Genomic DNA, 13075 nt, shown 5'->3' with positions numbered 1-13075 from the left:
TATTATGAATTGCGCTATTTTACCCCTGCTTGCCTGCCAACATGCTGCCTCTGTACAGAAAACCCGGGCACAGAATGAATCAAGCCCGGGAGACAGATCACTTTCTGGTTCCCGAGCTCGTGCAAAATACCACTGCCTAATACAGACCCAACATTGTCATGGCGATGTTTTTCCGCCTGCTTCCTTGCTGCCGCCGCCAATTTGCCAAACATAAATTGGCTCTTTGCCATTCACCTCCCAATCACCAATACTCTTTTCTTTATAGATCAGTGGATTATGTGATGCTGCAGTGCGGGCATTACGCCAGAAACGATCCAGGCGCTTTTCTTCACTGGTGGCAGATGCGCTTAGGGCATTGAACAAGTTGCTGGTCAATTGCAATACCAGGTCTGCCACCACGACCTGCCCTTGTGCCGATTCAATTTCAGCCAGGATGTTAGCCTGCTTCTCTGCATCCTCATCGCGGTCAAAATGTAACTGGTAGGCCTGCTGTGCAGCATGAGCTGCCTGCAAAGTGACCGCCTCGGCTGCATAGGCCTGTGCCGAAGCCTTACCTATCACCTGCAATACCTGCACATCCTGGTCAACACGGTCGCCATTGCCATGGCTGAAAACCCGGGTACGCTGACGCACCTGCTGACTAAACTCGGAAACGGCAGCCTGCGCAGTGCCGGTCAATACGGCCAGTAACACCAGTTGATAAAATGCAGTCTGGTATTTGAAACGTGTATCAAATGGAATGATATTTTCCGCCTCGACTTGCGCATTGACCAGCGTCGCCGTGCCACTGCCTGTAGTACGTTGGCCGAAACCATCCCAGTCATCGGCAATATCCACGCCCGTCTGCCGGGTACGCGTAGCAGCGATCACCAATTCACCGGTTTCCTCGACCTGGGCAAACAAATCAAACCAATCAGCAAAAATACTGCCCGTAGTGTAATACTTCTTGCCATTCACCCGCCATTGACCATCCTGCTGGCTGAGCTTGGTAATCACGTCACCAATCTTGACCTGGCCGATTTCCGTCCAGGCATTGCCAACAATCTCACCGGCAACAAATCGCTGAAACCAATGACCCTGGTCAGCATCACGTTGTGCATTCAACCTGTCCTCTACAAAAGCGAAATGTCCTCGCAGGGCTTGGGTAATATTGGAGTCTGCCCTGGACAGTTCAATCAGCAACTGGAAAAGTTGCGGAATTGATGCACCATCCCCGCCATGTTCAACCGGAATACGCACAGCACTAAAACCTGCTTCCTTCAACCACTGGATTTGCTCAAAAGGCAGAATCCGGTTTTTTTCCCGGCTCAATGCTCCTTCTGCAATTTTGTCAAAAACCGGACGATATTTATTGGCCAGAGTCTGGTAGTCAACACTGTAGGCCGCATGTGGCAGGTCATGTAAACGAGTCATCTTGATATCCTTTTCATTACTATCCCAGCCTATATGCCAAAATCATGCCAATTATTTATACATAAAATTCAAACACTTAATAACTACACCCTATTCAAGAAACTGCAGAATCACACCACAACTGCTGATCTTCTGCTGATCTGGAGGCAATGCTGGCCAGAGCAAGTGCAAGAGCATGAAATAAAAAAAGCGCTGATCTTCACGATCAACGCTTACCAACACAAACCCATAAAAAAGCCGGGCATTGCCCGGCTTCCTTGTCATGCAGTGATCAGCTCAATTTATCCAGTATTGCCTGCGCCTTCTGTTTCTGGCGCGTGCCACCTTCATTGATCACCTGCTCCAGTAATTCACGCGCACCGTCGTTATCGCCCATATCCATATAAGCAGTGACAAGATCCAGTTTAGTATCCACCGCTGCAGACTCTCTCACGAGATTACTATCTGCTGCTGCCGCAGATTCCTGTCCGCCAGCCACATTCAGGCTGATACCAGACAGATTGATATCAGGGGCAGCAGGTTTTTCATGTTCAATATCAAGGTCATATTCAGGTAGGGTCATATCTGCTGTTTCATCTATGGCAGATAGCGGACGCACTTCCCCCAGATCGATATTGCGCAAATCTAAATGGCCGGAACCCGCAAGCTCTGCAGCTTCGGAATCCACTGTTGCTGCGCCAAGTTCAGCGATATCAATCTGCAGGCTGCTGGCAGATGGGGGTTCCGGAAGATCCAGCTCTTTTTCATCACGGGCATCCGTATTGTCGGAAAACTCGACATTATCCCCAGCCATGACTGCACCTGCCGCCGTCACGCCCGCCGCAGCCGACAGCACGTCAGATGTCTTGTCCGCAGGCGCCACACTGTCTGTCGAGGCATGTGTCTTGGAAACAGTGCCTACACGTTCATCAGGCAATGGGGTGACCTGGTCCTCTCGTGCCGTCCAGATGCTGCGTTCAAAACTGTCTACCTCGCGTTTGCGTTGGCCACGCGCATACCACCAACCACCCAGCAGGAAAATAACCAATGCAGCAATCAATGCCCACAGCAGTGATTTCCTTCCAACAACTTCATGCACCAACTCAGAGGATTTGGCAGCAAGCTGTTGCACTTTCTGCTGCAGCTGCTGGGACAAGGGTTGCGCTACTGCATTATCCACTGCAGCTGGTTCCTCCGTGTCCTGCACATCAATATTCTCTGGCTGGGTTTCGTCCTTAACGCCAAGTTCAGGTGATACAGTAGCTTTTTCAGCATTCTGCAAGTTTGCCAATGCCTCATTCTTGATTGCCAGCAACTGCTGCATATCGGCAATCTGCTTTTCCAGCATGGCAGTGCGCTCAGTTGCCTCGTTCAGGCTTTTGTCCTTGGCAGTCAGCTCTTCCTGCATCGCATTCAGCTGTGCCTGTGCGGAGTCATTTTCAGCATTGTTGCCCGAAAGCTTGACGATATCCCTGGGCCCGCTCTCAGGCTGCTCCGACTGATCAGTAGCTGCTGAGGAAATGTGCCCTGATGCTGATTGCTGCACCCCTCCCTCAGTGGAAGGCACAGAGTCTGCTACCAGCTCAGCCAGTTGCCCACGATAGGCATTCCAGTCCGCAGTCTGCACACGAATCTCCTGTGAGGCTTCGCTTGCAGTCACTTGCTGCGCTTCATTCGCACCTGGTACACGCAGAATCTCACCAACCTTCAGGAGATTCATGTTTTTGTTGATAAAAGCCTGCTCATTGGCGTGATACAGGCTGACCAGCATCTGGTCAAGGCTGATACCCTGGATCAGGTGCTGACGGGCAATCGCTGTGAGCGTATCGCCCGGCGATGTCGTATATGTTGCTCCCTCACCATCTTGAGCTGATGCGGAAGGTGCGCGGGCGCTGGACAACTGGCGCGGCATTGCGCCATTACCATCACCTGCAGATGGTGCAACCATGGTAGCGGCGTTGAGCGGCAACTGCACTCCTGTATACACATGCAGCTGCTCCTTCGATCCTGGAGGATCGAGCAGCACCGTATACTCACGCAGTATCTTGCCCGATGCACCATTCATCTGGATCAGCAAATTCAGGAATGAATCGTTGACGGCCTGCGTAGAACTGAGTGTGAGAATGGGTGTCCCATCTTGACGTTGGGCACTGTTGAGCCTGATTGCGTCCAGGGATGCAGACCTCGCCATCCCCTGTGTCTGATAGGTCTCTTGCGAAGCAATACCTGCCTGCAGTGAGCTCAGCTCACCCGGCGTCGTAGACAACAGCTCGACCTCTGCAGAGAATTTTTCTCCCAGGCCGGACAATACTGTCAATCGCCCCAAACCTGTGGCATCCGAAGCTACTGGCACCAATGCCAGCAGAACTGCCAGCGTGACTTCCTTGAGTCTGGATTTATGCACTACTCCACCCTTGATCGCCTTTAATTGCATTCTTTAAATTAACATCAATCAGATATGGTTACAAGTTGATCCCTCCCCTGCACCATCTAGGACAGGACTAGAGAAGCGGTCAATTTAGCAGGGGTGCAGGGGCGTCTAGCACCTGCCTCCTGCCCGCACTATTCCTCTATCAGAATACGCAGCATCCGACGCAAGGGTTCTGCCGCCCCCCACAATAACTGATCACCGACAGTGAACGCAGAAAGATAATCATCACCCATGCTCATTTTGCGCAAACGGCCTACCGGAGTCTGTAAAGTACCAGTCACAGCTGCAGGGCTCAGATCGCGGATGGTAGCAGCACGCTCGTTCGGCACCACTATAGACCACTCATTGGCTTCTGCCAGCATACTGTTGATTTCATCCAGGGGGACATTTTTCTTGAGCTTAATGGTCAACGCCTGGGAGTGACAGCGCATGGCACCGATGCGCACACACAAACCATCAATAGGTACTGGGTTAGACTCACGCCCCAGTATCTTGTTGGTTTCCGCCCGCCCTTTCCACTCTTCCTTGCTCTGGCCGTTGCCCAGATCCTTGTCTATCCATGGAATCAGGCTGCCTGCCAGCGGCACGCCAAAATTATCAACAGGATATTCCGCGCTGCGCAAAGTGTCTGCCACTTTGCGGTCAATATCCAGGATTGCTGATGCCGGATCCTGCAACTCTGTAGCCACGCCAGCATGCACCACACCCATCTGCTTGATGAGCTCGCGCATATTCTGTGCGCCGGCGCCGGATGCTGCCTGATAAGTCATGGAAGTCGCCCACTCAACCAGATCAGCCTTGAACAGGCCATTCAAGGCCATTAACATCAAGGACACGGTACAGTTACCGCCTATCCAGTTACGACCACCAGCAGACAATGCTTTCCTGATCACGCCCAGATTCACCGGATCGAGCACAATGACGGCATCTTGTTCCATACGCAATGTGGAAGCTGCATCAATCCAATGACCTTCCCAACCTTCAGCACGCAACTTGGGGAATATGTCGCTGGTGTAATCCCCGCCCTGGCAGGAAACGATGATATCCATGGCCATGAGTTCAGCAAGATTCCTGGCATCCTTGAGCGGAGGAGTATCACGACCAATTGCAGGCCCAGTACCGCCAGCTTGCGAAGTGGTAAAGAATATCGGCTCGATATCATTGAAATCATCCTCTGCAATCATGCGCTGCATGAGCACGGAACCCACCATGCCACGCCAGCCGACAAAACCCACGTTTAACATCATATCTTCCTGATTAGACAGCTCTCTACGAGCCTATGATTTACCTGAAACCTTGATTATAGCGCTGCTACAACCGCATCACCCATTTCACTGCACTTGACCTTGTTCGTGCCTTCGGTCCAGATATCGGCAGTGCGATAGCCTTGTTCCAAGGCCTTTTTCACGGCGTTTTCCACACGGCTGGCATTGGCCTCATCATTGAAGGTGTAACGCAGTAGCATGGCAGCGGAGAGAATAGTTGCCAATGGGTTGGCAATATCCTTGCCGGCGATATCAGGAGCGGAACCATGGCTGGGCTCATACATACCCTTGTTGTTCTGGTCCAGCGAAGCCGAGGGCAACATACCGATGGAGCCAGTCAGCATGGAAGCCTCGTCCGAGAGAATGTCACCAAAAATATTACCGGTCACCATGACGTCAAACTGCTTGGGCGCGCGAATCAGCTGCATGGCTGCATTGTCCACATACATATGGCTAAGCTCGACTTCAGGATACTCCTTGGCAACTTCGATCATGACCTGGCGCCAGAGTTCAGTGGTTTCCAGCACGTTGGCCTTGTCCACGGAACAGACTTTCTTGTTACGCTTCATGGCAATGCTGAATGCCACATGCGCAATACGACGGATTTCAGATTCGTTGTAGCGCATGGTATTGATGCCTTCACGCTCACCATTTTCCAGCGTGGAAATACCACGCGGCTGACCGAAATAGATATCCCCGGTCAACTCGCGCACAATCATGATATCCAGCCCGGCAACAACTTCCGGTTTCAGAGTGGATGCCGAGGCAAGCTCGGGATACAGCAGTGCCGGACGCAGGTTGGCAAACAGGTTCAGTTCTTTGCGGATACGCAACAGACCGCGCTCCGGACGCTGGTCACGCGGCAGACTGTCATATTTCCAGTCCCCCACTGCACCCAGCAATACGGCATCAGCTTCCTTGGCAAGCTTGAGGGTTTCAGCAGGCAGAGGATCGCCAGCGGCTTCATAGCCAGCACCACCAATTGGCGCTTCGTTCAACTCAAGATCAAGATCAAGCGCTTTCAGCACCTTGACGGCTTGCGCCACAATTTCAGGACCAATACCATCACCCGGCAAAACTGCAATCTTCATACACATTCCCAAATCATTATCTAAATATTGATGCAGGCCACTACCCTGAAACTGCTCAAGCGCAGCGGCCCCGATATTACTTAATTGAACAACCAGGGCTGGCTGGCCTTGCGGTTGGCCTCAAATGCCTTAATCTCGTTGACATGCTGCAAGGTCAGCCCGATATCATCCAGGCCGTTCAGCAAACAGTGCTTGCGGAAAGCATCCACCTCAAAGGCATAGACAGCACCTTGTGGCGTCGTAATCGTCTGTGAAGTCAGGTCGACCAACAGTTTGTAACCTTCGGTCGCTTCCACTTCACGAAACAGCGTATCCACATTTTCTGCGGACAGAATGATGGGCAGAATGCCATTCTTGAAACAGTTATTGAAGAAAATATCTGCAAAACTTGGCGCAATAATGGCGCGAAAGCCATAATCCAGCAACGCCCACGGCGCATGCTCACGGCTGGAGCCACAACCGAAATTCTCACGCGCCAACAGCACGCTGGCCCCTTGATAGCGCGGCTGATTGAGAGGGAAATCCGGGTTCAGCGGACGCTGGCTATTGTCCATGCCAGGCTCGCCATGATCGAGATAACGCCACTCATCAAAGGCATTGGGGCCAAAACCCGCACGCTTGATGGATTTCAGGAACTGCTTGGGGATAATGGCATCAGTATCGACATTGGCTCTATCCAATGGCACTGCCAAACCGTTCAATTGGGTAAATGCTTCCATGACTATTCCATTATTGGGTTGATTTCTGAATGGCCTCGCCAGCCTGCTCTATATCCTTGCCTACACCATGAATGGTGTTGCAGGCAGCGAGCGTCATTGCACTCAGCGCAAACAATAACAACATCGTGATTCGCGTCATATCCTGTTCCTTTAATTCAACAGTTGACGCACATCAACAAAATGTCCTGTTACCGCTGCTGCTGCTGCCATTTCCGGACTGACCAGGTGAGTACGCCCGCCTGGCCCCTGACGGCCTTCAAAATTACGATTGGAGGTGGAAGCACAACGCTCACCTGGCTCCAACCTGTCAGCATTCATTGCCAGGCACATTGAACATCCGGGCTCGCGCCATTCGAAACCAGCTTCCTTGAATATCTTGTCCAGGCCTTCCTGCTCCGCCTGTGCCTTGACCAGGCCGGAGCCTGGCACCACCATGGCCAGCTTCACATTCGGGGCCACATGCTTGCCCTTGGCCACAGCAGCAGCTGCCCGCAGGTCTTCAATCCGGGAATTGGTGCAAGAACCAATGAATACCTTGTCGATATTGATCTGATCAATTGGAGTATTGGCTGTTAAGCCCATGTACTGCAGGGCACGCTCTATGCCTCCACGCTTGGTAGGATCATTCTCCTGCGCAGGGTCAGGTACCCGACCATTGACGGCAGTCACCATTTCCGGTGAGGTACCCCAGGTGACCTGAGGCTCGATTTCCTCGGCCTTGAGTTCAACCACGGCATCAAAATGTGCCCCTTCATCACTATGCAGGGTACGCCAGTAAGCAATGGCGGCTTCCCACTGATCAGCCCGGGGAGCATAAGGACGGCCCTTGACATAATCGATAGTCGTATCGTCGACAGCCACCATGCCAGCCCGCGCACCAGCCTCAATCGCCATGTTGCAGAGCGTCATGCGCCCTTCCATGCTCAAACCACGGATTGCGGAGCCAGCAAATTCGATGGCATACCCGGTACCACCAGCCGTACCGATCCGGCCGATAATGGCCAGTGCAATATCCTTGGCCGTCACGCCAAGTCCGAGTTTGCCTTCCACCCGCACTTGCATGGCCTTGGATTTTTTCTGCACCAGACATTGAGTCGCCATGACATGCTCGACTTCGGAAGTGCCAATGCCATGCGCCAATGCACCAAATGCGCCGTGAGTGCTGGTATGGGAATCACCACAGACCACGGTCATGCCAGGCAGAGTTGCACCCTGCTCAGGCCCCATGACATGCACAATACCCTGGCGATCATCACCCATCTTGAACTCTGTCACGCCAAAATCGCTGCAATTCTGGTCCAGTGTTTCCACCTGCAGACGTGATATCGGATCGGCAATCCCCTGACTACGGTCGGTCGTTGGTACGTTATGATCAGGCACAGCCAGCACAGAGCTGATGCGCCACAATTTGCGGCCAGCGATTTTCAAGCCTTCGAATGCTTGTGGACTGGTCACCTCATGTACCAGGTGACGATCGATATAAATCAGCGCAGTGCCATTTTCTTCGCGCACCACGTGAGAATCGAATAATTTGTCGTAAAGCGTTTTTGCTGACATACGATCTTTCTGAAACAAATATTGCTTAACTATCCTGGCATTAAATACACCAGTGACGGTTTAATCGCGAAAATTACCAAACTGCAACGGAAAATCCGTAATCGATTTCCTGACCTGGGCGATGGCATCCTGCAGCACATCACGCTTGGCGCCGGTCACACGCACCTCGTCACCCTGGATGCTGGCCTGCACCTTGAGGCCGCTATCCTTGAGCAGCTTGACGATCTTCTTGGCTAGTTCCGCATCAATGCCTGCCTTGATTTTCAGGACCTGCTTGACCTTGTTGCCAGACACCTTCTGCACATCCTGGTGATCCAGCCGCTTGGAACTGTCAGCCTCTTTCTTCTCCATGGCTGGCAGCAGAATGGCCTTGATCTGGTCCAGCTGGAAATCAGAATCTCCACTCAGGGTGATCAGCTGATCCTTCTCGTTCAGCTCCACACCCGCGCTGGTACCCTTGAAATCATAGCGGTTGCCTATGGTACGGCCCGCCACATCAATGGCATTTTTCAAAGACACCATGTCCACTTCAGAAGAAATATCAAATGAAGGCATTTTTATCCATCCTCATCAAAACCAGTTCCTGTCCTGCCAAACGGAGCTATCCTGGTAGGCCAGTACCACTTGCTTAATGCCATGCCATCCAGATGACGTGACACTAAGCGCAGCGGTCATTATTCAAAGTGACAAACGTAATCCAGGGTTTCCACCACCTCAATATCGAAGCTGGAGTTGCCAGGCACAGTGAACTTTTCACCTGCAGCATAAGTTTTCCATTCGGTCTCGCCACTCAGGCGCACCTTACAGACCCCGCTATTGATTTCCATCAACTCAGGAGAACCGGTATTGAAAGTCAAGATACCGGGAAAAATCACGCCGACAGTGGCCCGTGTGCCATTCTGGAACATCACGGTATGGCTCACACACTTGCCATCAAAATATACGTTTGCCTTTTTCTTGACGCTTACATTATCAAACTGTGCCATGATGTTCTTCCTCCGTGTTTTATTTCTTGTTACGCAAATTGGCTGCAATCCGCATCCGCAAGGCGTTCAGCTTGATGAAACCACCTGCATCCCGATGATCATACGCACCCGCATCATCCTCAAACGTTGCAATGGTCGGGTCAAACAATGAATCAGTCTTGGAATCACGGCCTGTCACGATCACATTACCCTTGTACAGTTTGAGCCTGACCCAGCCATTGACGGTCTGTTGAGTCTGGTCAATCAACGTCTGCAAGGTCACGCGCTCCGGACTCCACCAGTAGCCGTTGTAAATCATACTGGCATAACGCGGCATCAAGTCATCTTTCAAATGCGCCACTTCACGGTCCAGGGTGATGGATTCAATCGCACGGTGTGCCTTGAGCAGGATCGTGCCACCCGGTGTTTCATAACAACCGCGGGACTTCATGCCGACATAGCGGTTTTCCACCAGATCAAGACGACCGATGCCATGTTTGCCACCCAGCCGGTTCAATTCAGCAAGAATTTCATGTGGCTTCAATGTCTTCCCATTTAATGAAATGGGGTCTCCATGGCGATATTCAATCTCCAGGTATTCCGCTTCGTCCGGTGCACGCTCAGGAGATACTGTCCAGCGCCACATGTCTTCTTCGGCTTCTGCCGCCGGGTTTTCCAGGTGACGGCCTTCGTAGGAAATATGCAACAGGTTGGCATCCATACTGTACGGACTTCCACCCTGCTTGTGCTTCATCTCGACAGGAATACCGTTCTTCTCGGCGTAGGCCAGCAGTTTTTCCCGGCTCAGCAGGTCCCACTCACGCCATGGCGCAATGATCTTGATATTCGAATTGAGTGCATAAGCCCCCAGTTCAAAACGCACCTGGTCATTACCCTTACCTGTGGCGCCATGCGAAATCGCATCCGCATTGGTTTCATTGGCAATCTCGATCAAGCGCTTGGCAATCAACGGACGGGCAATCGAGGTGCCAAGCAGGTATTCACCTTCATATACTGTATTGGCGCGGAACATCGGGAAGACGAAATCACGCACAAACTCTTCGCGCAGATCGTCGATATAGATTTCCTTGACGCCAAACTTCTTGGCCTTTTCACGCGCAGGCTCCAGCTCCTCACCCTGCCCGATATCCGCAGTAAACGTCACCACTTCGCATTGGTATACGTCCTGCAGCCATTTCAGGATCACGGAAGTATCCAGTCCGCCGGAATAAGCCAGTACGACTTTCTTCACATCACTCATGTCACTATTTCTTTCTCGATTAAATCCAGTTTGACAGGTTAAGCCTGCACCTTGCCCAACAACAAATATTCCATCAACGCCTTCTGCGTATGCAACCTGTTCTCGGCTTCATCCCATACGACGGATTGCGGGCCATCGATCACCTCGGCCGATACTTCTTCACCACGATGTGCGGGCAGGCAATGCATGAACAGGGAGTCTTTGCCCGCAATCCGCATCATGTCCGCATCCACCTGCCAATCCTGGAAGTCGCGGCGACGCTCTTCGTTTTCAGCTTCAAAGCCCATGGATGTCCATACATCCGTCGTCACGAGATCCGCACCACGTGCGGCCTCCATAGGGTCCTCGAACTCCTCGTAATGATCGGTGCCGTACAGGTTTGCGCGCTCAGGTTCGACCTCGTACCCCGGCGGAGTGGAGACATGCACATTGAAATCAAATACTTCAGCTGCCTGTAGCCAGGTGTTGCACACATTATTGGAATCACCGATCCAGGCCACGGTTTTACCCTTGATGGAGCCACGATGCTCAATAAACGTATAAATATCAGCAAGAATCTGGCAAGGGTGATATTCATTGGTCAAGCCATTGATCACCGGCACGCGTGAATTTGCCGCAAAACGCTCGATGATCTCCTGCTCGAAGGTACGGATCATGACAATATCGCTCATGCGGGAAATCACCTGGGCAGCATCCTCCACTGGTTCACCTCGCCCAAGTTGCGAATCCCGCGTATTCAGATAGATCGCAGAGCCACCCAGTTGCTGCATGCCGGCCTCAAAAGAAAGACGGGTGCGCGTGCTGGCCTTCTCAAAAATCATGACCAATGTGCGGTCACTCAATGGCCAGTACTGTTGATATGCCTTGAATTGCTCCTTGATCCAGCGGGTGCGCTCGAAAATATGCGCCAGTTCGTCTCCGGTAAGATCATTCAACTGCAAGAAATGTTTAATTGCCATAGCATTTTATCCGGGCGGGTTACGCCAGGAACCTCTTGATTAACGGTGTCAGGATAGCAACCAGCTGTTCCGCTTCCTGCTCGCTCATGATCAGTGGCGGTAACAAACGCACCACCTTGTCTGCCGTGACATTGATCAGCAAACCTGCCTGCAGCGCCTGCCCGACCAGTTCGCCGCAAGGGCGATCAAGCTCTATGCCCAGCATCAAACCGGCATTGCGCACTGTCACGACCCCTGTCACATCCTTTAACTGCTCGGCAAAAGCATCGCGTAGCCAGTTACCCAGCTTTTCAGAATGTGCAAGCAAACCTTCCTGCTCGATGATATTGAGTGTCGCCAGCCCGGCTGCGGATGCCAGTGGATTGCCGCCAAACGTCGAGCCGTGCTTGCCGTAGGTAAATACCTCAGCCGCAGCACCACGTGCCAGGCAGGCGCCAATAGGCACACCTGAACCCAGGCCCTTGGCCAGACTCATGACATCCGGCATGACATCAGTGTGCTGGAAAGCAAACCAGGTACCGGTACGCGCAATACCGCTTTGCACTTCATCCAGCATCAACAACCAGCCGTGTTCGTCACAGATATCGCGCAGGCCCTGGAAATAAGCCTTGCTATCCTGAGGCATATTAATACCACCCTCGCCCTGGATAGGCTCAAGCAGGATAGCGACCACGTTAGGATTGCTGGCCGCCACCTGCCGCACAGCATCCAAGTCATCAAATGGAACACGGATAAACCCGCTGACCAGCGGTTCAAAACCGGCTTGGGCCTTGCGATTCCCTGTTGCAGAAAGCGTCGCCAGGGTACGACCATGAAACGCGCGCTCCATGACAATAATAGCGGGGTTTTCCACTCCCTTGTTATGCCCATACAGGCGTGCCAGTTTGATGGCAGCTTCGTTGGCTTCACAGCCGGAATTACAGACAAACACCTTGTCCATTCCGGAAATTTCGCACAACTTGTCTGCCAGGCGGGCTTGCTCAGCAATCCCGTAGGCATTGGAAACATGGATCAGGCGCCCAGCCTGCTCACTGATGGCAGCCACCAGAGCAGGATGTGCATGCCCCAGCCCGTTGACGGCAATACCGGCAAGTGCATCAAGGTAGCGCTTACCTTCGGTATCCCAGAGCCATGCACCCTCTCCCTTGGCAAAGGTAACCGGCTGGCGGGCATAGGTATTCATTAAATGTTCGGACATTGAGTAAGTGCCTCAAAGTTAGGTCAGTTTTAAAGCTTGGAAACAAAAACGGCGGCACCAGCCGCCGTCAACAGTACATTCCGGCGATTTCAACGAACGCGCGCACGCTTTTTCAGCAGTCGAACTACTGCTGTCACGGCTAATCCGGTTGTTACTTGTCGCATCACGGTCTTCACTGAAGTCATCCCTTTTCATTCCGGGCTCTCGCTTGGCATATCTTGACAAGCCCGTGACAAT

General features: G+C 52.4%; 12 protein-coding genes. All 12 read right to left on the bottom strand.

Features of this window, described 5'->3' with window-relative positions; all coding sequences use genetic code 11:
- Positions 1-156: 156 nt before the first annotated feature.
- The 12 genes from CHB59_RS02950 to CHB59_RS02895 all read right to left on the bottom strand — a co-directional run bounded on the left by CHB59_RS02950 (position 157) and on the right by CHB59_RS02895 (position 12838).
- On the bottom strand, positions 157-1413 hold the full coding sequence (locus CHB59_RS02950) for an acyl-CoA dehydrogenase family protein (protein WP_089374748.1): 1257 nt from the start codon (positions 1411-1413) through the stop codon (positions 157-159).
- 271 nt (positions 1414-1684) lie between these two features.
- Complete coding sequence (locus CHB59_RS02945) at positions 1685-3796, bottom strand: motility hub landmark protein FimV (protein ID WP_179212052.1); 2112 nt, start codon at positions 3794-3796, stop codon at positions 1685-1687.
- 158 nt (positions 3797-3954) lie between these two features.
- Entirely contained in the window at positions 3955-5067 is a 1113-nt protein-coding gene (gene asd / locus CHB59_RS02940; RefSeq protein ID WP_089374746.1) for an aspartate-semialdehyde dehydrogenase, read from the bottom strand.
- A gap of 56 nt (positions 5068-5123) precedes the next feature.
- Positions 5124-6179 carry a 3-isopropylmalate dehydrogenase gene (gene leuB / locus CHB59_RS02935; RefSeq protein WP_089374745.1) on the bottom strand — a complete coding sequence of 352 codons (1056 nt, stop codon included), beginning with the start codon at positions 6177-6179 and terminating at the stop codon, positions 5124-5126.
- 80 nt (positions 6180-6259) lie between these two features.
- Complete coding sequence (gene leuD, locus CHB59_RS02930) at positions 6260-6898, bottom strand: 3-isopropylmalate dehydratase small subunit (RefSeq protein ID WP_089374744.1); 639 nt, start codon at positions 6896-6898, stop codon at positions 6260-6262.
- A 10-nt stretch (positions 6899-6908) separates the two neighbouring features.
- Positions 6909-6995, bottom strand: a complete 87-nt coding sequence (locus CHB59_RS02925; protein ID WP_425435861.1) for an entericidin A/B family lipoprotein — start codon at positions 6993-6995, stop codon at positions 6909-6911.
- 53 nt (positions 6996-7048) lie between these two features.
- A complete protein-coding gene (gene leuC / locus CHB59_RS02920) occupies positions 7049-8455 on the bottom strand; it encodes a 3-isopropylmalate dehydratase large subunit (RefSeq protein WP_089374742.1) in 1407 nt (468 codons plus the stop codon).
- 60 nt (positions 8456-8515) lie between these two features.
- The gene (locus CHB59_RS02915) at positions 8516-9010 is read right to left on the bottom strand and encodes a YajQ family cyclic di-GMP-binding protein (protein WP_089374741.1); all 495 of its coding nucleotides are present in this window, start codon (positions 9008-9010) and stop codon (positions 8516-8518) included.
- 119 nt (positions 9011-9129) lie between these two features.
- On the bottom strand, positions 9130-9441 hold the full coding sequence (gene ppnP, locus CHB59_RS02910) for a pyrimidine/purine nucleoside phosphorylase (protein WP_089374740.1): 312 nt from the start codon (positions 9439-9441) through the stop codon (positions 9130-9132).
- Between the two features lie 19 nt (positions 9442-9460).
- Entirely contained in the window at positions 9461-10681 is a 1221-nt protein-coding gene (locus CHB59_RS02905) for an argininosuccinate synthase (protein ID WP_089374739.1), read from the bottom strand.
- Positions 10682-10719: 38 nt separating this feature from the next.
- Positions 10720-11640, bottom strand: coding sequence for an ornithine carbamoyltransferase (gene argF / locus CHB59_RS02900; protein WP_089374738.1), 921 nt, complete (start codon positions 11638-11640; stop codon positions 10720-10722).
- 19 nt (positions 11641-11659) lie between these two features.
- Entirely contained in the window at positions 11660-12838 is a 1179-nt protein-coding gene (locus tag CHB59_RS02895; protein WP_089374737.1) for an aspartate aminotransferase family protein, read from the bottom strand.
- Between the last annotated feature and the right edge of the window lie 237 nt (positions 12839-13075).

Origin of the sequence: Methylobacillus rhizosphaerae (assembly GCF_900187985.1) — a bacterium.
GTDB classification, from domain to species: Bacteria; Pseudomonadota; Gammaproteobacteria; order Burkholderiales; family Methylophilaceae; genus Methylobacillus; species Methylobacillus rhizosphaerae.
The sequence above is the reverse complement of the archived record's forward strand: the minus strand, read 5'-3'. Positions and strand labels throughout refer to the sequence as shown.